The organism is Kitasatospora sp. NPDC088861 (genome assembly GCF_044750105.1).
Lineage (GTDB): Bacteria > Actinomycetota > Actinomycetes > Streptomycetales > Streptomycetaceae > Kitasatospora.
The window spans coordinates 16,935-37,654 of the sequence record NZ_JBIVJF010000021.1 but is presented as its reverse complement, the minus strand read 5'-3'; the positions used below and the strand labels follow the sequence as shown (position 1 = coordinate 37,654).

Genomic DNA, 20,720 nt, shown 5'->3' with positions numbered 1-20,720 from the left:
TCGTACGTTCGGAGTAGCCAACCCTGAGGGCGTCTCAGGGTCGATGTACCCGCGAGGTTGACCCCGAACTGGCCCCGCAGGGCGATGACGGGGCCGGAGTGCGGGCCTCTAATGGAAGGGCACAGCCAATCGCTCGTGTTCGTAGAGGAGTTGAGGACGCCATGACCAATGACACGGCGGCGGGGGACAACGTGGACGGCGGCGTGCCGTACCGCTCCCGGCGGCGCATGCTGGTGCGGGCCGGGGTGCCGCTGACGGTGGCCGCGGTGATCGCCGCCGGGATCGGCCTGGTGCCCGCACTGGCCGCCGACGCCCCGCCCGAACTTCCCTCGCTGACGCCGGAGCAGCTGGTGGCCAAGGTGCTCGGCTCCGACGCGCAGAGCCTCTCCGGCACGGTGTCCGTCTCCACCGACCTCGGCCTGCCCAGCCAGCTGCTGGGCGTCGCGGCCGGCGGGATCGGCGCGGCGGCCGGGCGCGGCGGCGGCCAGGGCTCCTCTTCGGCCGACCCGCAGGCCAAGCTGCTCGGCCTGCTCGGCGGCGACCAGACGCTGCGGGTCGCGGTGGACGGCCCGGACCGCCAGCGGGTCGACCTGCTGGAGGACATGGCCGGCTACACCGTCGTCCACAACGGCGACCAGGCCTGGGCCTGGGACAGTTCGACCAACACCGCCGTGCGCCTGACCGGCCAGGCGCCCGCCCAGCACCCCGACACCGCCGGCAAGCACGCCGGGGCACCGCTGACCGGGGTGCCGACGACCCCGCAGGAGGCCGCCCGGCAGTTCCTGACCGCGAGCGCGGGCACCACGTCGGTCACCGTGGCCGGCACCGCCAACGTGGCCGGGCAGAAGGCGTACCAGCTGAGCGTCAAGCCCGCGCAGTCCGGTTCGACCGTCGCCGAGGTCCGGATCGCGGTCGCCGCCGACAACGGGGTGCCGCTCTCGGTGGTGGTCAAGGGCGTCGACGGTTCCACCGTGCTGGACGTCCACTTCACCGACGTGTCCTTCGCCAAGCCGGCCGCCAAGACCTTCGACTTCACCGTGCCCAAGGGCGCCAAGGTGACGGAGCACAAGGCGGACGAGGGCGCCAAGGGTGAGGTGCCGCAGGGCTTCGCGCCCAAGGGTTCCGCGCCCGGGGGCCAGGCCGGTCAGGACGCCTCGGGCCGGGACCACGGCGGCGTGAACGTGATCGGCGAGGGCTGGACGACCGTGGTCTCGGCGCAGCTGCCCGGCGGCGCCGTCGACGCGCCGCAGGACGGCGGCAAGGGCGGCAAGCACGGCGGCCGGGGCGCGGCCCTGAACCCGCAGGCGCTGGTGAAGTCGCTCGGCAAGCCGGTCGGCGGCGGCACGCTGATCAGCACCAAGGTGGTGAACGTCCTGGTCACCGACGACGGCCGGGTGTTCGCCGGCGCGGTGACCCTGCCGGTGCTCCAGCACGCCGCCGGGGTGAACTGACGGATGACGAAGGCTCCCGTAACGGGGGACGTTACGGAGTCGGCCGGGGGTCCGGGCGCCGAGCAGCGCCCGGGCCCCGTGCCTTCCACCTCCACCTCCCCCTCCACCTCCTCCCCCGGTTCCCCCGGCTCCTCCCGGCCCGACGACGTGATCAGGACCCGCGGTCTGACCAAGCGCTTCCGGGGCGGCCAGCTCGCCGTGGACGGCCTGGACCTGAGCGTGCCGCGCGGCTCCGTCTTCGGCTTCCTCGGCCCGAACGGCTCCGGCAAGACCACCACCATCCGGATGCTGATGGGCCTGATCGCCCCCACCTCCGGCGTCGCCACCGTCCTCGGCGAGCCGATGCCGCAGTCCGTCGCCTCCGTGCTGCCCCGGGTGGGCGCGCTGATCGAGGGCCCGGCGCTGTACGGCTTCCTCTCCGGGCGGGACAACCTGGTCCGGTTCGACGCCGCCGACCCGACCGCCGACCCGCGCACCCGGCGCCTGCGCGTCGAGACGGCGTTGGAACGGGTCGGGCTGAGCGCCGCGGCGGCCAAGAAGGCCCGCGCGTACTCGCTGGGCATGAAGCAGCGGCTCGGCCTGGCGTCGGCGCTGCTCCAGCCGCGCGAGCTGCTGGTGCTGGACGAGCCCACCAACGGGCTGGATCCGCAGGGCATGCGCGAGATCCGGGCGCTGGTGCGGGAGGTCGCGGCGGAGGGGACCACGGTGTTCCTCTCCTCGCACCTGCTGGACGAGATCGAGCAGGTCTGCACGCACGCGGCGGTGATGTCCCGGGGCCGGCTGGTGGTGCAGGGCACCGTCGCCGAACTGGCCGCCCGCGCGCAGGGCCGACTGGTGGTCCGCACGCCGGACGTGGCGCACGCCGTGGAGGTACTGGCGGCCCACCGGGTCGGCTCCCTGCTGCCCGGCGACGGGCGGGTGGACGGCGAGCTCGGCGCGCTCGGCTCGCTCGGCTCCCCGGTCGAGGAGGCGCTGCCGAAGCTGTGCGCGGCGCTGGTCGAGGCCGGGGTGCGGGTGCACGGGTTCGGGCTGGAGCGGGGCACGTTGGAGGACGCCTTCGTGGCGCTGACCGGGGAGGGCTTCGATGTCGCAGGCTGAGCTGTCGCAGGCCGGGGTGTCACAGGCCGGGATGTCGCAGGCCGGGGCGGTGCCGGTCGGGGCTCAGCCGGTCCGGACCGGGCGGAGGCCGCAGACGGCGGCCGGGTTCCTGGCGCTGTTCCGCAACGAACTGCACCTGACCTTCCGCCGGATGCGCACCAAGGTGCTGCTGGGGATCCTGGCGGTGCTGCCGATCCTGATCGGCGTGGTCGTCAAGCTCAACACGGGCAGCCCGCACGAGGGCGGCGGCGGGGTGAACTTCATCGCGCAGACCACCCAGAACGGCCTGTTCCTGGTCTTCACCGCCCTCGCGGTCGCGCTGCCGGTGTTCCTGCCGATGACGGTCGGCGTGGTCGCCGGGGACTCGGTCGCCGGCGAGGCGGCCACCGGGACGCTGCGCTACCTGCTGGTCGCGCCGGCCGGGCGCACCCGGCTGCTGGCCGCCAAGTTCACCGCCGGGCTGGTGTTCTGCCTGGCCGCCACCGTGGCGGTCGCGGCGGCGGCGCTGGCCACCGGCGCCGCACTGTTCCCGCTCGGCGAGGTGACGCTGATCTCCGGCGACACCATCGGCTTCGGCGACGCGCTGCTGCGGGCGGTGCTCGTGGCCGGGGTGGTGGCGGCCTCGCTGGCCGGGCTGGTGGCGATCGGGCTGTTCGTCTCCACGCTCACCGGCAGCGGCATCGCGGCGATGGCGGCGACCGTCGGGCTGGTGGTCACCGTGCAGATCCTGGACGCCTTCCCGCAGTTGGACGCCGTCAGGCCGTTCCTGTTCACCCATTACTGGCTCAGCTTCGCGGACCTGCTGCGCCAGCCGATGTACTGGGACGGCGTGTGGAAGGACCTCGGCCTCCAAGCCGCCTACGTCGCCGTGTTCGGCGCGGCGGCCTGGTCCCGCTTCACCAGCCGGGACATCAGCGTCTGACCGCCGCCTCGGCGGGAGCGGACCAGCGGGAGCGGACCAGCGGGAGCGGACCAGCGGGAGCGGACCAGCGGGAGCGGACCAGCGGGAGCGGACCAGCGGGAGCGGATCAGCGGGAGCGGATCAGCGCCTGACCGCCGAGGCGGCGGGGGCGGGCTGCGGCACGGCCGCGGCCCGCCCCGCGCGGTCGGCCCGCACCTGGCGCAGCGCGTCCCAGGTGAGCACCGCGAGCGCCAGCCAGACCAGGCCGAAGCCGGCCCAGCGGGCGGGCGGCATCGACTCGTGGAACACCGCCACGCCGATCAGGAACTGGAACACCGGCGCCAGGTACTGGAGCAGCCCGAGCACGGTCAGCGGCACCCGCACGGCCGCCGCGCCGAAGAACAGCAGCGGGATCGCCGTGATCACGCCGCTGAGCAGCAGCAGCCCGGAGTGCCCCCAGCCGTACGAGCCGGCCACCGTGTGGCCGAAGGTGCCGCGCCCGCTGACCTCCAGGTAGACCAGGTAGCCGAGCGCGAACGGGAACATGAAGGCGCTCTCCGCCGCCAGGCTCTCCAGGCCGCTCAGCCCGACCTTCTTCTTCAGCAGCCCGTACGTGGCGAAGGAGAGCGCCAGGGTGAGCGCGATCCACGGCAGCCGCCCGTACGCGACGCTGAGCACCGCGACGGCGGCCGCGCCGACACCGACCGCCGCCCACTGCGCCGTCCGCAGCCGCTCCTTGAGCACCAGGACGCCGAAGCCGATGGTGACCAGCGGGTTGATGAAGTAGCCGAGGCTGGTCTCGACGACGTGCCCGGCGTTGACGCCCCAGATGTAGACGCCCCAGTTGATCGAGATCACCGTGGCCGCGCCGGCCAGCATGGCGAGCCGGCGGGGCTGGCGCAGCAGCGGGCGTATCCAGCTCCAGTGCCGCTGGGCGATCAGCAGCAGCACCACGGCGACCAGGGACCAGACCATCCGGTTGGCCAGGATGTCGTCGGCGGCGCCGGGCTCCAGCAGTGGCCAGAACAGGGGGAAGAGGCCCCAGATGCCGTAGGCCGCGACGCCGTACCAGAGGCCTCGGCCGCTGTCCTGCTGGGTTGTCTCTGGCATGGCCGCCTGCCCTCCGCGCGCGTGTGTCGAGGTGACGGTAGCGGGCGGAGGGGCAGGCTGTCATCTCCGTTTCCGCATTTTGGTCATGACATCGCTGACCTCGGGAAACGCGGGCCCACGGCGGGTCCGGAGTGCGGGAGGACCTGAGGCCCGGAGCGCCTCAGGCCTGGAGCGCCTCAGGCCCGGAGCGCGGCGCGCACCGACTCGGCCAGCGGGACGGTCGGGCGGCCGATCAGCCGGGCCAGGTCGCCCGGGGTGCCGGCCAGCTCGCCACGGGCGATGCCCGCGTCCACGTCCACCAGCACCTCGGCGAAGCCCTCAGGCAGGCCCGCGCCGACCAACGCCGCGAGGTGCTCCGCCGGTGCCACGTCCTGGTGCGCGACCGGCTGCCCGGAGACCAGCGCCAGCTCGGCCGCCAGCTCCGCCAGGCTCCACGCGGCGTCGCCGCTCAGCTCGTACACCCGGCCCTCGTGGCCCTCGCCGAGGAGCACGGCGACCGCCGCGTCCGCGTAGTCCTTGCGCGGGGCGGTGGCCACCCGGCCGTCCCCGGCGCTGCCGAGCACCACGCCGCGCGCCACCGTGCCGGCCGCGTCGCCCAGGTAGTTCTCGGTGTACCAGCCGTTGCGCAGCAGGACGGACGGCAGGCCGGATGCGCGGATCAGCTCCTCCGTCGCCTTGTGCTCGTCGGCCAGCCGGAAGGTCGCCGCGCCCGGCGCGCTCGTGTAGGCGAACAGCGCGACGCCGGCCGCACGGGCCGCGTCGACCACCGCGCGGTGCTGCGGGATCCGCCGGCCGACCTCGCTGCCCGAGATCAGCAGCACCCGGTCACCGGCCGCGAAGGCGCCGGCCAGGGACGCCGGGTCGTCGTAGTCGACCACGCGGACGGCCACCCCGCGCGCGGCCAGGTCGGCCGCCTTCTCGGCGGAGCGGACGGCGACCGCCACCTCGCTCGCGGGGACCGCGGCCAGCAGGCCCTCGACGACGAGACGGCCGAGCTGGCCGGTGGCACCGGTGACGACGTACATGGGGATGCTCCTTGGGTGGGTTTCTGCCTCGACGGGGTTCCCGCCTCGAAACTCACCCTAGGGACTGCACTAACCTTTCGAAAGTACGCACTTCAAAGTACGGTACTGACATGAAGGTAATGGCAGGACAGTCATGAAGACCCTGGAGGAAGGCCGCCCGGCCGTCCCGGTGCGCGAGCTGCCGCCGGCGGACGTGTTCGACCGCATGTGCCCGTCCCGGGGCGTGCTGGAGCACGTCACCAGCCGCTGGGGCGTCCTCGTGCTCGGCGCGCTGCGCGAGCGCGGCTACCGCTTCAGCGAACTGCGCCGACGGGTCTCCGGCGTCAGCGAGAAGATGCTCGCGCAGACCCTGCAGACGCTGGAACGCGACGGCTTCGTGCACCGCGAGGCCCACCCGGTGATCCCGCCCCGGGTCGACTACAGCCTCACCCCGCTCGGCCGGGAGGCCGCCGAACTGGTCGCCGCCCTCGCGCACTGGTCCGAGCAGCGGGTCCCCGCCGTCGAGGCCGCCCGCGCGGAGTACGACGCCCGGCCTAGCGTTCGCTGATCAGGGCCGCCAGCCCGTCCAGCACGCGGGCCAGGCCGAAGGCGTACGCGTGGTCCGGGTCGTACGCGCCGCCGTGGGCCTCGCCGGCGGCGGCGCCCACCCGGGCCGCGACCGGGTAGCGCTCGGCGTCGAAGACCTTGGCGAGCAGCTCGGCGTTGGCGGCCCACCACTGCGCGTCGGTCATCGCGCTGTCCTGCCGGGCGGCGCGCTCGTCGGCGGCCATCCGGGCGCAGGTCTGGACGAAGCCCAGCAGGTGGGTGAGCGCCGCGTCCAGTTCGACGTCGGGCAGGCCGGTGCCCTCGAAGGCGCGCAGCTCGTACTCGTACTTGGCCATCAGGCCCGGGCCGAGCGGCGGGCGGCTGGTGGAGACCGCCGAGACCCACGGGTGGGCTCGGTGCAGCGCCCGGTTGTCGTCGGCGACGGCGGTCACCCTGGCCCGCCAGCCGTCGTCGGCGGGGGTGCTGCGCGGCGTCGTCGCGTAGACGGTGTCCAGCATCAGGTCGAGCAGTTCGGCCTTGCCGGGGACGTAGGTGTACAGCGCCATCGGGGACAGCCCCAGCTCCTGCGCCACCCGGCGCATGGTGACGGCGTCCACGCCCTCGGCGTCGGCCAGGGCGATGGCCACGGCGGCGATCTCGCCGGTCGACCGGGCCTGCCGCGGGCCGCGCCGGCCGGGCTTCTCCTCGGCGGTCAGCCCCCAGAGCAGGGCGAGGGTGCGCGCCGGATCTCCTGCGCTGCTGCGGTCCGTGGCCATGGGGGGATCTTTTCACGGCCCCGCCGACAGCTCGACGGAGCGACGGACGGTCGCTCGGCGGTTCGGCAGCCCGGTGCCGGCGTCATACGAGCGCCGGGTGGATCAGCCGCCCGTGGTGGATGAGCGAGGCGGACTGCTTGAGCCGGTTCACCCGGACGCTGATCTCGTAGCCGCGGATGCCCTCGACGTGGGCCAGGCGGCCGGTGAGGTAACGGTAGAAGTCGGGGGTGTCCCGGCAGGCGACCACGGCCATCAGGTTGTGGCGTCCGCTGATCGCGGCGACGAACGCGCACTCGTGGTGGCCGCCGACCTCCTCGCCGACCTGGTGCAACCGCGGTAGGTCGACCTGCAGCCACAGGGTGGCGTTGAGCCGGTAGCCGAGGCGCTCGGCCAGGGTGTCGACGTCGTACGTGAGCGAGCCTGCTGCCTCCAGTGCCTCCAGGCGACGGGCGACCCGGGGCTTGGACCAGCCGGTGACCTTGGCCAGGTGGGTATGGGTGGCCCGGCCGTCCTCGGCGAGCGCGCGCAGCAGCGGCAGGTCCTGTTCACCCAGGGGCGTCGACGAGGCCACTGCCGGGGTGGGGTGGCCGGAGGTCAGCCGCCGCACCTGTTCGGGGGTGAGCGAGGCGTCGGGGTCGGTCCAGGGCGCGGTTCCGGGACCGCCGTAGATACGCACGACCAGGTCGACGTTCACGTCCAGGACCGCGCCCGCTCGCGGCAGCTGGCGCAGCAGCAGGTCGTCATGGTCGGTTCCGGCGGGGGACCGGATGATGCAGATGATCTCCGAGCCGCCGGAGGCGATGCCGACGTACGCCACCTCGGACCGGCGGGCCAGTGACTGGGCCAGCGGTGCCACCGCATCAGGTCGGCAGCGCAGCCGGGCGATCCACTCCGCCTGGCCGTCGGCGTTCAGGTTGCCCAGTCCGACGACGCGCAGCAGGCCGTCCCGCCGCAGGGCGGCGTAGCGGCGCGCCACAGTCTGTTCGGACACGCCGATGACCTCCCCGAGCCGCCGGAACGAGACCCGGGGCGCGCACTGCAAACCGTGGATGATTTTGCGGTCCAGATCATCAGCCATGGAGGAATGGTCCCATCGCCAGGCGCTCAGGCGGAGGTTCCGGGAGGCTTCTTGGGATCGACTGCGGGTTTCGGGCGCTTCGGGGAGAAGCTGATCGGCGGCTCCACGGGCGGCTGCCATCGGCCGTCGCCCCCGGGAGCGGGCGCACGCTCCCGGCGGCGCTCCGAGAATGCGGGGCCTCCCCCGCAGCAGCCGAAGGAACGACCCCGTGAACTCCACAACGACGCCGGACCTCAGGGCCGGACGGGCCGCCACGCTCGTCATGGCCTGCCTGGGTGTCTTCGTCGCCTACCTGCCCGTCACCACCGTGTCGGTGAGCCTGCCGGCGATCCAGCGCGCGCTGGGCACGTCGACCTCCGAACTGTCCTGGGTGTCGGACGCGTTCGTGCTGCCGATGGCCGCGCTGATCCTGACCACCGGCGTCTGGGGCGATGTCCACGGCCGCAAGAAGGTCTTCCAGACCGGCATGGTCTTCTGTGCGCTGGGCGCCGCGATCTCGCTGCTGTCCAGCTCGGTGCAGGCACTGTGGGTCGGGCAGGCGGTCTCCGGCATCGGCGCCGCCGCTCTGCTGCCCACCACACTCACACTGATCAGCCATGCCGTGCCCGACCACCGTGAGCGGGGCAAGTTCATCGGCTTCTGGGCGATGAGCCTGACGGCCCCGCTCGCCGTCGGCCCGCTGATCGGCGGCGCCCTGCTGGAGCACACCACCTGGCGCTGGATCTTCCTGCTGCCGATACCGCTCTCCGTGGCCCTGCTGGCCGTCGCCGCGTTCCGGCTGCCCGACTCGCGCGCCCCGCACGGCCGCCGGCTCGACTGGCCCGGCCAGATCACCGCCGCCACCGCCGTCACCGCACTGGTCTACGGCGTCATCGAGGGCGGCGCGGACGGCTTCGACGAACCCGCTGTGATCACCGCGCTGACGCTCGGCGCGGTCGCCGCCGGAGCCTTCGTCCTGGTGGAACTCCGCAGTACCAGCCCGATGCTGGACCTGGCGCTGTTCCGCAGCCCCGCGTTCACCGCCACCGCACTGGTGGCCGTGGTCAGCTTCCTCGGCCTGATCGGCTTCTTCTTCGTGCTCAGCCTGTACTTCGGCCTGGTCCAGCACCTGAGCACCATGCAGGCGGCACTGCGGATGGTGCTGGTGTCCGGCACCTCGCTGGTGGCCGGCCTCCCTGTCGGACGGCTGATGCACCGGATCCCGCCGAGGGTGCTGATCACCTCCGGGCTGGCGCTGGTCGCCGCCGCGATGTTCGCCATGACCGGCGTCGACGCCCACACCTCCTACGCGGCGCTGACCTGGCGACTGGTGCTGCTCGGACTCGGCATGGGCGCGGTGCTCACCCCGATGACCGCCTCCGCAGTCTCCGCCGTTCCCTTCCACCTGGCCGGGATGGCCGCGGCCGGCAACAACGCGATCCGCCAGGTCGGCGCCGCGCTCGGCCCCGCCGTCCTCGGGGCGCTGCTCACCACCCGTGCCCTGAACGCCCTGCCCGCACAGCTCGCGAACGCCGGCGTCCCGGCCCAGACCGGCGCGCGTGTCCTGGACTCCGCCCGCGAACACGGCCTGGGCGCCGTCGCCGGACTCGACCTCGGCCCCGCCACGGGACAGGCCCTGGCCGCGCTGAGCAACTCCTTCCTGGACGGCATGCGGCTGTGCCTGCTGGTCTCCGCCGGCCTCGCCCTGCTGGCCGCGCTGGCCTGCGCCCTGCTGCTGAAGAGCCCGTCGAGCGCGGCACCGAGGGCGGCGGGTCCGGGACGGCCAGTGCCGGAAGCGGAGCAGGCCGCGGTCCCGGTTGCGGCGCAGCCAGCCTGAGGAACAGGAAGCAGGGGGACCGACAGCGGTGGTACTGCACCCCGCTGGAGGGAGTCGGTCCGCTGCGCTTCGGGATGAGTCCGCAGCAGGTGTCGGCCGCCCTGGACGGCGAGGTGCCGGCCGAGGGCTGGGGCCACCACCCCTTCCCGGTGGGCAGCCCTTGGGAGGACCAGGGCACTCCCGAGGAGTGGCACGTGAGCAAGGAGTACTACGCCCGGGCTGGGGCGAGCGCGCACTACTTCTACGCGTCGCAGGCGGGCAGGGGTTCCGTGCTGGCCCGGGTGAGCGTCCACGGGCGCAGCGGCCCCCTGGTGTCCCTCTACGGCATCGAACTGATCGGCCGCAAGCCCTCCGCCGTCGAGGCGGACATCATCCGCTACATCCAGGACCGCGGCCTGGACCTGCGCATGGGTTGCGGCGGGGACATCAGCCCGAGCGACTCTCAGGTGTGGGCACGGGCGGAGCGGGCAGGGGACACCTCGGTCAGCGCGGCCTGCTTCTGCATCGAGGACTTTGAGTACCACGGCTGACCCCGCGTCCAGAAGCCGATCAGCCAGTCGACGCCGGCTCCTCTCCCGTTCTGCGCAGACGTTCAGGCCTGCTCACTCCGGTCTTCCCGGCCGCCCGATGCCGCGCTGATTCGACAAGATCCGAAAGAGAGGTCCCTAGCCGACCATGATCAAGCTCGGCGCCAACCGCTGTACCGGTGTTCCCCGAGGCCGGGCTACCGTCTCCCCATGACCAGCGTCCCGACCAGCAACGGCCCGACCAGCAACGGCCCGAGTGGCGGCGGCTCGACCGGTGGCGGCCCGGACCCGATCCCGGGCACCGACACTCCCGAGGCCATCCGGCCCCGCGTCACCTGCCGCCGCTGCCATCGCCCGCTGCACGACCCGGAGTCGCGGATCCTGCGGCTCGGCCCGGAGTGCCGCGATCCGGCGGAGCGGGTCGCGCGCTTCGACGTCGACCAGGATCCGCTGCCGGGCATCGGGTGACGGGCGTAGCCCGCCGACCTCTGTTGTAGCGCCCGTCAGGCGCGCCGGAAGAGGCGGCGCAGGAGGCCGGGGCGGGGTTCCGGTTGCTCCTGGGGCGCCACCTCGGCCTGCTGGGCTTCCCCGACTTCCCCGACTTCCCCGGCTTCCCCGGCTTCCCGGGCTTCCCTGGCCTCCTGGGCCTCGGCCCGCTCGATCAGCCGCCGGGCCAGGTCGAGGTCGGCCCGGGGCAGCCAGGGCGCGGTGAGCGCCAGCGCGGCGAGCGAGCGCAGGACGGTCACCACGCGGGTGCGGCGGGCCCGGGCGCTGTAGTGCAGCCGCTGCCGGAGCCGGTCGGCGATGTCGGCGCGGGTCTCGGGGTGCGTCCAGCCGATCGCGACGAGGGCGAAGCCGGCCGCCTCGACCACCCAGTCCTCGGGCCCGAGCAGCAGGTCGACCAGCACGCGGCGGCGGTCGGAGTCCTCCCACGGCTGGTCGGTGCGGTGGTGGGCGATGCCGAGGCAGGCGAAGACCTGGACGGCCCGCACCCACAGTTCGGGCTGGTGGGCGAGCAGGGCCCGGCCGAGGTCGTCCTCCCGGGGCATCGGCGGGTGGACGAGCGCGCCGAGCAGGTCGTCGAGCGGCAGCCCGGCCAGCCGGACGGCGTGGTCGTAGGCGGCGGGGACGGTCGCCCAGACGATCTCGGCGGTGGCCCGGACGAGTTCGGCGCTGTCCGGTGCGGGCGGGGCGACGGCCGGGCGCGGGTCGGTCCCGTCCCAGGCCCAGATCCGGGTGGCCGGTTCGGCCAGCGGGAGCCGGGGGTCGGGCTCGGCGACGGACCGGTAGTCGACGGTGGCGCGCGGCAGGGCGAGGCGGACGGCCAGCAGGGAGCTGGGCGGTTCCACGGCGGAGGCGCTGCACTCGATCTCGCTGTCGCGGGTGGTGCCGGGGGCGGCGAGCAGCTGGTGCAGCACGTTGACGGTCGCCTCGGTGGCGCCGGAGACCATGCCGAGCCAGGGTTCCCGGTGGCTGAGCCGTTCCAGCAGGTCCTGGGCGTACTCGTGGTCCGGGTGGGCGCGGTGGTGGTCGGCCAGGGCGAGCAGGTGGGCGGGGTCGCCGTCGGCGGCGTGCCGCAGGCCGTACCGGGCGGGGGCCGCCTTGGGGTGGTCGGGTTCGGTGGCGAGCACGCGGTCCAGCCAGGGCAGGCCGTCGGCGGGGCGGCCGAGGGCGCCGTACAACTCGGCGACGTCGACGGCGAGGTAGCTGCTGGAGTTGTCCCGCTCCGGTTCGACCCGGGCCAGTTCGGCCTCCCAGACGGCGAGCGCCCGTTCCGGCCGGCCGTGCGCGCGCAGGGCGTTGCCGAGCATCACGGACGGCAGGTAGCCGGGGGCCAGCAGGTGGGCCAGTTCGGCGAGTTCGACGGCGCGGTCGGTGGCGCCGAGGCGGCGGGTGAGGCCGGAGGCCATCGCGAGCAGCAAGGCGTGGTCGCCGTGGCGGGCCACCACGGACTGGACGAAGTCCTCGAACGGCTGGACGGCTTCGGCGAGTTCGGCGGGCAGCGGGTCGGGCAGTCCGCCGGCGGCCCGGGCCACCGCCTGGGCGACGGCGTCCGGGTCGACGAGGGCGGGCAGGTCCTCGCGGGCGAGCCAGGCGGTGTGCGCCCAGGGTCTCGCGGGCTCGTACTGGATCGCGGAGGCGAGCAGGCCGACGGCGGTGTCCCAGTCCCCGGCGGCGGCCTCGACGTGGGCCCGGCAGGCGACGGTGCCCAGGTAGACCTGGCCGTCCAGCGGGAACAGGTCGCGGGCGGCGGCCGGTCCTCCGGCGGCGGCGCACAACTCGGCCAGCGCCTCGTACAGTTCGGGCAGCTGGGGGTCGGCGAGGATCGCGTCGGCCAGGTGGTCGGCGGCGTGCGGGAGGTCTCCGGAGTCGATGGCCAGCCGGGCCACCGCCACCTCGCCCTCCGCCGCCAGCCGCTCGTCGCCCTCGTCGTCGGCGTGCCCCATGTGGTCGTCCCCCCGCTCGCGGTGTCTGCCTTGTGCGCGGACGAGGCTATCCCGCGTATCTGATGACCGGATGATCAATCTGCCGGTGTGTCGGACGAGCTGGAATTGGCCTGAATCGCGCTCACCTCTAGGTCGGATACACCCCGAACGAGTGGTTTGGGTGCTGGTCGGCGCCTTTTCCCGGAATCGGCGCACCACGATGTTCCCGACGCTTCGCTCCCGACGCTTCGCTCCCGAAGCACCCCCCGGTGCACCCACCGGAGCACTCACTGGAGCACCCACCGGAGCACCCCCACCCCGACGACAAGCGAGAAGTGACGATGAAGCTCTCCCGCACCCTGTCCATGGCCGCCTCGGCCGCCGTCCTGAGCACCGTCGCCCTGGGCACCACCGCCCTCACCGGGCACGCCACACCAGCGGCCGCCGCCTCGTTCGTGGTCAGCGAGGCCCAGTTCAACCAGATGTTCCCGAGCCGGAACTCCTTCTACACCTACCGCGGCCTGACCGACGCCCTCAGCGCCTACCCCGGGTTCACCACCACCGGCAACGACGCCACCCGCAAGCGCGAGGCCGCGGCGTTCCTCGCCAACGTCAGCCACGAGACCGGCGGCCTGAAGTACGTCGTCGAGCAGAACACCGCCAACTACAGCCACTACTGCGACGCCTCGCAGCCCTACGGCTGTCCCGCCGGCAAGAGCGCCTACTACGGGCGCGGCCCGCTCCAGATCAGCTGGAACTTCAACTACAAGGCCGCGGGCGACGCCCTGCACATCGACCTGCTGAACAACCCCTACCTGGCCGAGAAGGACCCGGCCGTCTCCTGGAAGACCGGCCTCTGGTTCTGGAACACCCAGAAGGGCGCCGGGACGATGACCGCGCACGACGCCATCGTCAACGGCAAGGGCTTCGGCGAGACCATCCGCAGCATCAACGGCGACCTGGAGTGCAACGGCAAGAACCCGGACGAGCGCAACGACCGCATCAACCTCTACAAGAAGTTCGTCGGCGTCCTCGGCACCGACGTCGGCGGCGGCAACATCTCCTGCTGACCGGCGACCCCGTGCGTGGGAAGTCGACCGGGCCGACTTCCTGCTCACGGCCCCCCGCAGACCGGCGCATCCCAGCGCTCGACGAGGAGCCTGCGCCGTCCTGCACGAGGCGTTCCTCACGGAGGCCCGGGCGGCGTCGGGCTCGGCGGACGGGCACCTCCCGTACGGGTTCAGGATCCACCTCGCGACGGCGCGGCTGCGGTGAGGCCGGTCCCGTCGGGCACCTGAATATTTCATCACGAGAAATATTCAGGTGGTCGTCGGCGTTGACCACGGAGCCGGGTGCGGGAAGGCCCCGCACGGCTGGAGACGGGAGCGACGCCGTGCGCGTGGAGATCTGGACCGACATCAACTGCCCGTGGTGCTACATCGGCAAGGCCCGGTTCGAGCAGGCCCTGGAGCGGTTCCCCCACCGCGGGGACGTGGAGGTCGTCCACCGCTCCTTCGAACTCGACCCCCACTCGCCGGCCGAGGCGCGGCCGGTCGTCCCGCTGATCGCCGCCAAGTACGGGCTCAGCCTGGACCAGGCCGAAGCGGCGGAGGCGCGGATCGCGGACAACGCGCACGGGGAGGGGCTGGCGTACCTCCGCGAGGGGCGCGACGCGGCGAACTCCTTCGACATGCACCGCCTGCTGCACTTCGCCAAGGACCACGGGCGGCAGGGGCAGCTGCTGGACGCGCTGTACCGGGCCAACTTCGCCGACGCGCGATCCGCGTTCGCGGAAGGGCGACTGGTGGACCTGGCCGTCGAGGCGGGGCTGGACGGCGAGGCCGCGGCGGCGGTGCTGGCCGATCCGGACGCCTACGCGGAGGCGGTACGCGAGGACGAGGCGACGGCGGGCGCGATGGGCGCCACCGGGGTCCCGTTCTTCGTGTTCGACCGGCGGCTCGGGGTCTCGGGCGCCCAGCCCGCCGAGACGTTCACGGCGGCACTGGAGCAGGCCTGGGAGAGCCGGGTGGCGGTGCCCCTGCTGGTCGGCGGCGCCGGCGGTGAGGGCAGCGGCGAGGTCTGCGGGCCGGACGGGTGCGAGCTGCCGCAGCGGTGAGGCGAAGGGCGTGGAGCAGGAAGTCGGCGGGGCCGACTTCCTGCTCCGGGGGTGTCAGCGCTTGGGGGCGATGAGGCGGATGCCGGTCCAGTCCGCAGCGGCGCTGATGGCCTTGGTCGAGGCGAGGCCGGCGGTCTGGGCGGCCTCGTTGACGTCACTGGGCTCGATGTAGCCGCCCCGGCCCGGCTTCGGGGTGAGCAGCCAGATCATGCCGCCCTCTTCGAGGAGGCCGATGGCGTCGACCAGGGCGTCGGTGAGGTCGCCGTCGTCCTCGCGGAACCAGAGCAGGACGGTGTCGGCCACGTCGTCGTAGTCCTCGTCGACGAGGTCCTGGCCGATCAGCACCTCGATGCCCTCGCGGAGATCCTGGTCGACGTCCTCGTCGTAGCCGATCTCCTGGACGACCTGCCCGGGCTCGAACCCGAGCCGGGCCGCCGGGTTGGTGCGCTCTGTCGTCATGCCGGTGTTCCTTTGACTTGGAGGCGCCTGTCGCCTCGCATCCGGGTAGCCAACCAGACACGGACGGCGGTCGGCGCGGAACACGCCCGGAGATTGACGATCCGTCAGATCTTGCGGCAGGAGATGACCACGGACGAGCTGACGGTCAACAGGAGTTGCGCACCGCCGGCCGCGTCGGCCCGGGCAATGGTGGCGCCCAGCTCGCCGGGCGGGAGGGGGAACGTGTGCGGGCGCAGGTCGGCGTCGTGCGCCACGACCGCGTCGCCCTCGACGTAGAGCAGCAGGTATTCGGCGACGTCGGACACGTCGGGTCCCCTCCCCTGGGGTGGCTGGCGCTTGGCGCTGCCCACGCTAGGGGCCGCGCGGGGCGCGGTCGGTGGCATTCACCCGGCACCACTCCCACGGGTGAACGCGGTCGAGGACGAGCGAGGGCTCGGGCTGGGGTTGAGGTGGGGGTTGAGGCGGGCGGGGTGCCCGGCGGCGTTGCGACCGGCGGCCTCGCGGTAGGCGATGCGCTGGACGGCGGTGAGCAGGCGGTAGAGGTTGAGAGCGGCGTCGGAGTCGTCGGCGGCGAAGCCCAAGTGGAAGATGAAGGCTTCGAGTTCGCGCCAGTCGAAGTCGTCGGGGACGGGCTGGGCGGCGCCGGGGGCGAGGGTGTTGAAGGCGGCGGCGACGGCGTAGTGGGTCGCGGCGAGGGCGTTGGCCAGGGGGTTGGGGCCGAAGTCGGGCTCCGGGGCGGGGTCGGACATGTCAGGGGTCCTCCTCGTCGGGCTTTGCAACGTTGAGTGCGGTGATGACGCCCAGGACGACGGTGGCGATCGCCAGGGCGAGGAGGACGGCGAAGGCGGCCGCGATCAGAAAGCGCACGGGTCGTCGCAGTCTCGGTCGGCGGCGAGGAGGAGGGAGAGGAGGTTGAGGAGGGTGGAGGCGGGGGCCGTGTTGAAGCGGACGAGGATGCGGCCGTCGATGGTGCGGTCGGTGGTCGCGGAGGGGAAGATGAGGCCGAACCTGCGGCCGCGCTCGTCGACTTCGGCGAGGAGCGTGCGGATGTGGTCGTCGGTGTAGTACCGGATCCGGGGGTCGGTCGGCAGCATCGGGTAGCGGCGGGGAAGAGGCATCAGGCGGCGTCCAACTGCAGTTCGAACCAGACGGATTTGCCCTGCTTACGCAGGTCAGTGCCGAAGCGGTGGGTGAGGGAACGGACGAGGTGGAGGCCCCGGCCGGAGAGGGCGAGGGGGTCGGCGGGGACGCACGGCTCGGGCGGGAGGGTCTGGCTGTCGTCGCAGACCGAGACCCGGAGCCTGCGGTTGAGGAGGGACAGCACGACGAGGGGCGCGAGGCTCCCGGCGTGCTTCCACGCGTTGAAGAAGAGTTCGTGGAGGGCGAGTTCGGCGTCGGAGATGGTGGGGGGCGGCCAGCCGGCGGTGGTGAGGAGGTCGCACAGCTCGGTGCGGGCGGCGGTCCAGTCGGGAGGGTTGGAAGCACGCATGGGAGACCCCAGGAGGAGAGGAGGGGAATCGGCGGAAACGTCGCCATGAACCGGACTGACGCTCCGTCATGTGATCAGTGCAACACTGAGAGTAGGGGTCTGTCTGGCAAGGTTGCAAGCAGATCCAGGAGACTCGTACCAGCCATCACTCGTTGGTGGCATCCCGGAGGGGTTGTGCGCGAGACTGCGCCGACAGGGAAGGACGATCGTGGGATACAAGGGACCAATCAGCCAACGGCAGCGCCGATTCGGCGAGGAGCTGCAGCACCTGCGGACAGCCGCCGGGCTGTCGTCTGCCGACGCCGGGGCACTGGTCGGTATGAAGGTTCCGGCAGTGAGCCACACCGAGGCTGGTCGGATCACTCTCAACCCCGAACGCCTCGAAGTCTGGCTCGACGCCTATGGCTGCACGGACCCGGTATACCGCGCGGGTCTTACCGAGATGGGGCGGAGCAGCGGCAAGGGCTGGTGGAGCGAGTTCGAGGGCAAAGTTCCGACACTCGCGCTGGATCTGGCCGAGGCGGAGGACAGGGCACAGACCTTCTCAGTGTTCGATACGCTCCATATCCCCGGCAGCTTGCAGGTCCCGGGCTATATCGAAGCTATCTACAAGGATGCTTACCAAGATGGCCGTTGGGACACGGCGACCGCCGTCCAGTTCCGTCTACAGCGGCAGCGCGTCCTGACCGACAGTAGGCGTCAGTTTCGATTCGTCATCCACGAAGCAGCTCTTCAGATGCGGTTCGCCGGCAAGTCGGTCATGCACGAGCAGCTTCTTCACCTCGTCGATATGGCGGAGCTACCCAATGTCACGATCGAGATCATTCCATTCGACGCCCCCAAGAAGGTCCCCTACACAGGCGCCTTCCTGATCTGCGACCCCGGGTGCACCGCGCTGTCGACCATCATCCTGGATGGGCCCAAGCGCGCTATTCACCTTGGGGATCCATCAGATGTAGTGGCCTACCACCAGAAGTTTCGCGAGGCCTGCGATCTCTCATTACCGGCCGTGGATGCGTCGAAGCCCAGGCGTGATTCCTCTCGTGACTCGTGGGGACTCCTTCAGCACCTCATCTACCAGCTTCAAACGTGAAAGGCGCCCGATGTCCGACCTTGCCTGGCAGAAGTCATCCTTCAGCGACGCAGACGGCGGCAGCACATGTCTTGAACTAGCGACTGGGGTCGACAGCCTCCGTCACTTCCGCGAGTCCGACGACCCCGACGTCATCGTCACCACCACCGTCCCCAAACTCCGCGCCTTCCTCCTCGGCGCCAAGGCCGGCGAGTTCGACCATCTCGTCCGAGCCTGAACTCCACGCACGCCCGGCGGTCAGCACACTCGGTGCTGACCGCCTCCGCTCAGCTCCCTGTTCCGGGCCGCCCGCACTGGGTTAGCGTGGACCCATGTCGAGAGACCTGCCCGCGCTACGGGCATCCCATCAGGACCGGGACCGCACCGTAGAAACGCTGCAGGTCGCCGCCGCAGACGGCCGGCTCACCCCCGAGGAGCTCGAAGCCCGGCTGGAATCCGCGCTCTCGGCCCGGACGCTCGCCGAGCTGGCTGAGCTGACCACCGACCTGCCGAGCTTCGCGTCGGCCGTGCCCACGCCGAAGGACGTGCTGGTCATCGACCAGCGCGGCGGCAAGTACACCCGGACCGGACGCTGGGTGGTCCCCCGGCACATCGAGTTGCGGCCGAAACATTGCACGGTCACCCTCGACTTCACCGAGGCGGTGATCACGGCCGACACCCTTCTGATCGACATGGCCCTGAAGTACGGCAAGCTGCTCATCATCAGCCCGCCCGGCCTCGTCACCGTCGACACCGACGATCTCACCGTCGTCTTCTCCAAGGTCAAGCAGCGCTCCGCCGGCGGCGGCGACGCCACCGGGCCCCGGCTCCGGATCGAGCTCGCCGGCACCCTCAAACACGCCAAGGTCATCGCGCGCGCTCCCCGCCGCCGCCTCTTCGCCATCTGAGGCAGCCCCGCTCCACAGCTACACACCCTCGCCCGCTCGTCGATCCCAACGAGCGGGCACCTCCCGTTGCCCGGCCGGCCTCCCGCCCTCAAAGAGCCCGCCATGACGCATCGTTGGCCGATTCCAGCCTTCCGACACGACCACGCCGGTGAGAAATTTTGAGAAATTTCGGCTAGGAGGAGCAATCGTGAAGCTGCGACTCATCGGTAGCCCGCGTTGAGCACCGCACGACAGGGTGTCCACGAAGCCCGCTTGGAACTCGGCCGCCGCCTTCGCACGATCCGCACGGCGGCCGGGCTCGACGGACGCACCCTCGCGAGCCGGCTCGGCTGGCCCACGAGCAAGGTGTCCAAGCTCCAGCAGGGGCGGCAATCCCCTACGGTCGCCGACGTCCGAGCCTGGGTCGACGCCTGCGACGTCCCCGAGGCGGCTGCGGAACTCGTCGTCCAACTGCACGAGCTGGACGACCGGTACGCCCAATGGCGGCGCGAGCTGCGGCACGGCCACGCCGCAGTCCAGAAGTCCTGGGCCGACATGGAGGCCGCGGCACAGACCATCCGCGCATTCGAACCCTGCTGGGTGCCGGGTCTTCTCCAGACCGCCGACTACGCGGCCGCACGGTTCCGCGAGCACGCCCAGCTCAACGACAGCCCGCCGGACACGGACGCCACCGTGGCCGCCCGCCTCGCCCGTCAACAGATCCTGTACTCGCACTCGCCCGGCGGCCGCCACTGGCACATCCTCCTCACCGAGGCCGCCCTGCTCTACGGGACCGCCTCCGCCGAGGTGATGCGCGCCCAGATCGACCGCCTGGTCTCCGCGACGACCCTCCCGGCCCTGCGCCTGGGCATCGTGCCGTTCCGCACACGCCTGCCGGCCTCACCCGTGCACGGATTCTGGATCTTCGACGACCAACTGGCCTCCGTCGAGGTCGTCAGCGGCGAACTCCGACTGGGCCTGCCCGAGGAGATCGCCCAGTACCGCAAGGTCTTCGACCTGCTGGCCCCGAGCGCGCTCTACGACACGGACGCCCGGCGGCTGCTCACCTCGGCTGCCGAAAGCTGGATCTGATAGGTCATCAAAAACAACGTCAGCGACTTCCGCTGCATGAACCTGCTGGCTCTCGCCGGGCAAGTTCAAGCAAGTTCGTGGTGCGGGTCCCGAGTTGTGCGGCAAGCTCTCTCACAGCGATCGACTCCAACCACGAGGAGGCCCACGATGGCGCTGCACAAGCTCGGACAAGACCCCGAGAGCCCCGACGGCAAGTCCCCGACCGTCTACTTCGACGATGCGACGGGCAACTACATCCTCCAGGGCTGGAAGGTCCTCGACCCGGACCGGCTCGCGCAGATGGATGTCCCCGGGCACGAGACCGTGATCGAATTCCCCAAACGAATGATGCAGTTCTTCCCGGAGGTGAACGGTGACGGCGGCCCCCACGCTTGAGGACCTGCTGCAGACCTGCACCCAGTCGGCGCTTCACCTTGAGATGCGCGACGGCTACATGCGCGACGACCCCCTGTTGGTGCGCTGGCTCAACGGGCACCGGGATGACCCGGCCGACCGCTCGTCGTGGTGGAACCCGTGGTTGCAGCTGATCCACGAAACCACCGCCCGAGGCGTCGAGGTCCGACGCGCCCGTGTGGTGTCGGAACCGGTGAGCGAGTACATCAGGTTCGAGTATGAGATCACGTTCCGGAACGTCGTTTCCGGCGAGCAGGTCAGGTGGCTTCCCCGGCGGCAGGCGACCGATCTGGCTCTCCCGGGAAATGACTTCTGGCTGATCGACGGGCAGTATCTCGTCGTCCACCACTTCAGCGGGGAGGGCGACTTCGTCGACGACGAGATCAGCACCGACCCTCAGACCCTGAAGCTCTGCCACTCCGCGTTCGAGGCCGTCTGGGAGCGGGCAGTGCCGCACGAGGACTTCCGGCTGCACTAGA

At 71.9% G+C, this 20,720-nt stretch carries 25 protein-coding genes; 15 read left to right on the top strand and 10 right to left on the bottom strand.

Features of this window, described 5'->3' with window-relative positions:
• Positions 1 to 161 precede the first annotated feature (161 nt).
• Genes ACIP37_RS28050 through ACIP37_RS28040 form a run of 3 tightly spaced genes read left to right on the top strand, consistent with a single transcriptional unit; the run spans position 162 to position 3,471 of the window.
• Positions 162 to 1,451 carry an outer membrane lipoprotein carrier protein LolA gene (locus ACIP37_RS28050; protein WP_400809732.1) on the top strand — a complete coding sequence of 430 codons (1,290 nt, stop codon included), beginning with the start codon at positions 162 to 164 and terminating at the stop codon, positions 1,449 to 1,451.
• Between the two features lie 3 nt (positions 1,452 to 1,454).
• A complete protein-coding gene (locus tag ACIP37_RS28045) occupies positions 1,455 to 2,549 on the top strand; it encodes an ABC transporter ATP-binding protein (RefSeq protein ID WP_400809734.1) in 1,095 nt (364 codons plus the stop codon).
• Positions 2,536 to 3,471, top strand: a complete 936-nt coding sequence (locus tag ACIP37_RS28040; protein WP_400328196.1) for an ABC transporter permease — start codon at positions 2,536 to 2,538, stop codon at positions 3,469 to 3,471. The genes ACIP37_RS28045 and ACIP37_RS28040 overlap by 14 nt, the downstream gene beginning before the upstream one ends.
• Before the next feature lie 120 nt (positions 3,472 to 3,591).
• Here the strand turns inward: ACIP37_RS28040 and rarD are convergent, their stop codons facing one another.
• Both rarD and ACIP37_RS28030 read right to left on the bottom strand, forming a co-directional pair.
• Positions 3,592 to 4,560: an EamA family transporter RarD gene (gene rarD, locus ACIP37_RS28035; RefSeq protein ID WP_400809736.1), complete on the bottom strand. Its 969-nt coding sequence runs from the start codon at positions 4,558 to 4,560 to the stop codon at positions 3,592 to 3,594.
• Positions 4,561 to 4,736: 176 nt separating this feature from the next.
• Positions 4,737 to 5,585: an SDR family oxidoreductase gene (locus ACIP37_RS28030; RefSeq protein ID WP_363585377.1), complete on the bottom strand. Its 849-nt coding sequence runs from the start codon at positions 5,583 to 5,585 to the stop codon at positions 4,737 to 4,739.
• A gap of 205 nt (positions 5,586 to 5,790) precedes the next feature.
• Between ACIP37_RS28030 and ACIP37_RS28025 the strand changes: the two genes are divergently transcribed.
• A complete protein-coding gene (locus ACIP37_RS28025) occupies positions 5,791 to 6,132 on the top strand; it encodes a helix-turn-helix domain-containing protein (protein WP_350877776.1) in 342 nt (113 codons plus the stop codon).
• Here the strand turns inward: ACIP37_RS28025 and ACIP37_RS28020 are convergent.
• Together ACIP37_RS28020 and ACIP37_RS28015 are read right to left on the bottom strand one after the other, a co-directional pair.
• Complete coding sequence (locus ACIP37_RS28020; RefSeq protein WP_363585378.1) at positions 6,119 to 6,886, bottom strand: TetR/AcrR family transcriptional regulator; 768 nt, start codon at positions 6,884 to 6,886, stop codon at positions 6,119 to 6,121. The genes ACIP37_RS28025 and ACIP37_RS28020 overlap by 14 nt on opposite strands.
• Before the next feature lie 82 nt (positions 6,887 to 6,968).
• Positions 6,969 to 7,964 (bottom strand): AsnC family transcriptional regulator, encoded by a 996-nt coding sequence (locus ACIP37_RS28015; protein ID WP_363585379.1) that lies wholly within the window; start codon positions 7,962 to 7,964, stop codon positions 6,969 to 6,971.
• A gap of 262 nt (positions 7,965 to 8,226) precedes the next feature.
• Between ACIP37_RS28015 and ACIP37_RS28010 the strand changes: the two genes are divergently transcribed.
• The 3 genes from ACIP37_RS28010 to ACIP37_RS28000 all read left to right on the top strand — a co-directional run bounded on the left by ACIP37_RS28010 (position 8,227) and on the right by ACIP37_RS28000 (position 10,775).
• A complete protein-coding gene (locus ACIP37_RS28010; protein WP_400809758.1) occupies positions 8,227 to 9,780 on the top strand; it encodes an MFS transporter in 1,554 nt (517 codons plus the stop codon).
• Positions 9,781 to 9,854: 74 nt separating this feature from the next.
• The gene (locus ACIP37_RS28005; protein WP_400809738.1) at positions 9,855 to 10,310 is read left to right on the top strand and encodes a hypothetical protein; all 456 of its coding nucleotides are present in this window, start codon (positions 9,855 to 9,857) and stop codon (positions 10,308 to 10,310) included.
• Positions 10,311 to 10,517: 207 nt separating this feature from the next.
• The gene (locus ACIP37_RS28000; protein ID WP_363585381.1) at positions 10,518 to 10,775 is read left to right on the top strand and encodes a DUF6011 domain-containing protein; all 258 of its coding nucleotides are present in this window, start codon (positions 10,518 to 10,520) and stop codon (positions 10,773 to 10,775) included.
• Between the two features lie 35 nt (positions 10,776 to 10,810).
• Here the strand turns inward: ACIP37_RS28000 and ACIP37_RS27995 are convergent, their stop codons facing one another.
• Positions 10,811 to 12,754: a hypothetical protein gene (locus tag ACIP37_RS27995; protein WP_363585382.1), complete on the bottom strand. Its 1,944-nt coding sequence runs from the start codon at positions 12,752 to 12,754 to the stop codon at positions 10,811 to 10,813.
• A gap of 320 nt (positions 12,755 to 13,074) precedes the next feature.
• Here ACIP37_RS27995 and ACIP37_RS27990 point away from each other — a divergent pair, with 320 nt between their 5' ends.
• Both ACIP37_RS27990 and ACIP37_RS27985 read left to right on the top strand, forming a co-directional pair.
• Complete coding sequence (locus ACIP37_RS27990; RefSeq protein WP_363585383.1) at positions 13,075 to 13,803, top strand: chitinase; 729 nt, start codon at positions 13,075 to 13,077, stop codon at positions 13,801 to 13,803.
• Between the two features lie 323 nt (positions 13,804 to 14,126).
• Positions 14,127 to 14,849: a DsbA family oxidoreductase gene (locus ACIP37_RS27985; protein WP_363585384.1), complete on the top strand. Its 723-nt coding sequence runs from the start codon at positions 14,127 to 14,129 to the stop codon at positions 14,847 to 14,849.
• Positions 14,850 to 14,903: 54 nt separating this feature from the next.
• Here ACIP37_RS27985 and ACIP37_RS27980 read toward each other — a convergent pair whose 3' ends face one another.
• From ACIP37_RS27980 to ACIP37_RS27960, 5 genes are all read right to left on the bottom strand, one after another.
• Positions 14,904 to 15,308 carry a DUF3052 domain-containing protein gene (locus ACIP37_RS27980; protein ID WP_363585385.1) on the bottom strand — a complete coding sequence of 135 codons (405 nt, stop codon included), beginning with the start codon at positions 15,306 to 15,308 and terminating at the stop codon, positions 14,904 to 14,906.
• A 104-nt stretch (positions 15,309 to 15,412) separates the two neighbouring features.
• Positions 15,413 to 15,613 carry a hypothetical protein gene (locus ACIP37_RS27975; RefSeq protein ID WP_363585386.1) on the bottom strand — a complete coding sequence of 67 codons (201 nt, stop codon included), beginning with the start codon at positions 15,611 to 15,613 and terminating at the stop codon, positions 15,413 to 15,415.
• 78 nt (positions 15,614 to 15,691) lie between these two features.
• Positions 15,692 to 16,057 (bottom strand): hypothetical protein, encoded by a 366-nt coding sequence (locus tag ACIP37_RS27970; RefSeq protein ID WP_363585387.1) that lies wholly within the window; start codon positions 16,055 to 16,057, stop codon positions 15,692 to 15,694.
• A gap of 105 nt (positions 16,058 to 16,162) precedes the next feature.
• Positions 16,163 to 16,426, bottom strand: a complete 264-nt coding sequence (locus ACIP37_RS27965) for a hypothetical protein (protein ID WP_400809742.1) — start codon at positions 16,424 to 16,426, stop codon at positions 16,163 to 16,165.
• Positions 16,426 to 16,797: an ATP-binding protein gene (locus ACIP37_RS27960; RefSeq protein ID WP_363585389.1), complete on the bottom strand. Its 372-nt coding sequence runs from the start codon at positions 16,795 to 16,797 to the stop codon at positions 16,426 to 16,428. The genes ACIP37_RS27965 and ACIP37_RS27960 overlap by 1 nt, the downstream gene beginning before the upstream one ends.
• Before the next feature lie 208 nt (positions 16,798 to 17,005).
• On the opposite strand from ACIP37_RS27960, the gene ACIP37_RS27955 reads away from it, so the two are divergent.
• The 6 genes from ACIP37_RS27955 (at position 17,006) to ACIP37_RS27930 (ending at position 20,719) form a co-directional block, all read left to right on the top strand.
• The gene (locus tag ACIP37_RS27955; RefSeq protein WP_363585390.1) at positions 17,006 to 17,890 is read left to right on the top strand and encodes a helix-turn-helix transcriptional regulator; all 885 of its coding nucleotides are present in this window, start codon (positions 17,006 to 17,008) and stop codon (positions 17,888 to 17,890) included.
• Positions 17,891 to 17,900: 10 nt separating this feature from the next.
• Positions 17,901 to 18,107, top strand: coding sequence for a DUF397 domain-containing protein (locus tag ACIP37_RS27950; RefSeq protein ID WP_363585391.1), 207 nt, complete (start codon positions 17,901 to 17,903; stop codon positions 18,105 to 18,107).
• 94 nt (positions 18,108 to 18,201) lie between these two features.
• Positions 18,202 to 18,777: a DUF1707 domain-containing protein gene (locus ACIP37_RS27945; RefSeq protein WP_400809745.1), complete on the top strand. Its 576-nt coding sequence runs from the start codon at positions 18,202 to 18,204 to the stop codon at positions 18,775 to 18,777.
• A gap of 216 nt (positions 18,778 to 18,993) precedes the next feature.
• On the top strand, positions 18,994 to 19,848 hold the full coding sequence (locus ACIP37_RS27940) for a helix-turn-helix domain-containing protein (protein ID WP_400809746.1): 855 nt from the start codon (positions 18,994 to 18,996) through the stop codon (positions 19,846 to 19,848).
• Between the two features lie 147 nt (positions 19,849 to 19,995).
• On the top strand, positions 19,996 to 20,223 hold the full coding sequence (locus ACIP37_RS27935; protein WP_363630109.1) for a hypothetical protein: 228 nt from the start codon (positions 19,996 to 19,998) through the stop codon (positions 20,221 to 20,223).
• Entirely contained in the window at positions 20,201 to 20,719 is a 519-nt protein-coding gene (locus ACIP37_RS27930) for a DUF6879 family protein (protein WP_363630107.1), read from the top strand. Before ACIP37_RS27935 ends, ACIP37_RS27930 begins: the two co-directional genes overlap by 23 nt.
• Position 20,720 lies beyond the last annotated feature (1 nt).

Bases quoted from the DNA above. Each gene is read 5' to 3' on its own strand.
- ACIP37_RS28050 (WP_400809732.1), top strand. From the start codon at position 162: ATGACCAATGACACGGCGGCGGGGGACAACGTGGACGGCGGCGTGCCG.
- ACIP37_RS28045 (WP_400809734.1), top strand. From the start codon at position 1,455: ATGACGAAGGCTCCCGTAACGGGGGACGTTACGGAGTCGGCCGGGGGT.
- ACIP37_RS28040 (WP_400328196.1), top strand. From the start codon at position 2,536: ATGTCGCAGGCTGAGCTGTCGCAGGCCGGGGTGTCACAGGCCGGGATG.
- rarD (WP_400809736.1), bottom strand. From the start codon at position 4,560: ATGCCAGAGACAACCCAGCAGGACAGCGGCCGAGGCCTCTGGTACGGC.
- ACIP37_RS28030 (WP_363585377.1), bottom strand. From the start codon at position 5,585: ATGTACGTCGTCACCGGTGCCACCGGCCAGCTCGGCCGTCTCGTCGTC.
- ACIP37_RS28025 (WP_350877776.1), top strand. From the start codon at position 5,791: ATGTGCCCGTCCCGGGGCGTGCTGGAGCACGTCACCAGCCGCTGGGGC.
- ACIP37_RS28020 (WP_363585378.1), bottom strand. From the start codon at position 6,886: ATGGCCACGGACCGCAGCAGCGCAGGAGATCCGGCGCGCACCCTCGCC.
- ACIP37_RS28015 (WP_363585379.1), bottom strand. From the start codon at position 7,964: ATGGCTGATGATCTGGACCGCAAAATCATCCACGGTTTGCAGTGCGCG.
- ACIP37_RS28010 (WP_400809758.1), top strand. From the start codon at position 8,227: ATGGCCTGCCTGGGTGTCTTCGTCGCCTACCTGCCCGTCACCACCGTG.
- ACIP37_RS28005 (WP_400809738.1), top strand. From the start codon at position 9,855: ATGAGTCCGCAGCAGGTGTCGGCCGCCCTGGACGGCGAGGTGCCGGCC.
- ACIP37_RS28000 (WP_363585381.1), top strand. From the start codon at position 10,518: ATGACCAGCGTCCCGACCAGCAACGGCCCGACCAGCAACGGCCCGAGT.
- ACIP37_RS27995 (WP_363585382.1), bottom strand. From the start codon at position 12,754: ATGGGGCACGCCGACGACGAGGGCGACGAGCGGCTGGCGGCGGAGGGC.
- ACIP37_RS27990 (WP_363585383.1), top strand. From the start codon at position 13,075: ATGAAGCTCTCCCGCACCCTGTCCATGGCCGCCTCGGCCGCCGTCCTG.
- ACIP37_RS27980 (WP_363585385.1), bottom strand. From the start codon at position 15,308: ATGACGACAGAGCGCACCAACCCGGCGGCCCGGCTCGGGTTCGAGCCC.
- ACIP37_RS27970 (WP_363585387.1), bottom strand. From the start codon at position 16,057: ATGTCCGACCCCGCCCCGGAGCCCGACTTCGGCCCCAACCCCCTGGCC.
- ACIP37_RS27965 (WP_400809742.1), bottom strand. From the start codon at position 16,426: ATGCCTCTTCCCCGCCGCTACCCGATGCTGCCGACCGACCCCCGGATC.
- ACIP37_RS27960 (WP_363585389.1), bottom strand. From the start codon at position 16,797: ATGCGTGCTTCCAACCCTCCCGACTGGACCGCCGCCCGCACCGAGCTG.
- ACIP37_RS27950 (WP_363585391.1), top strand. From the start codon at position 17,901: ATGTCCGACCTTGCCTGGCAGAAGTCATCCTTCAGCGACGCAGACGGC.
- ACIP37_RS27945 (WP_400809745.1), top strand. From the start codon at position 18,202: ATGTCGAGAGACCTGCCCGCGCTACGGGCATCCCATCAGGACCGGGAC.
- ACIP37_RS27935 (WP_363630109.1), top strand. From the start codon at position 19,996: ATGGCGCTGCACAAGCTCGGACAAGACCCCGAGAGCCCCGACGGCAAG.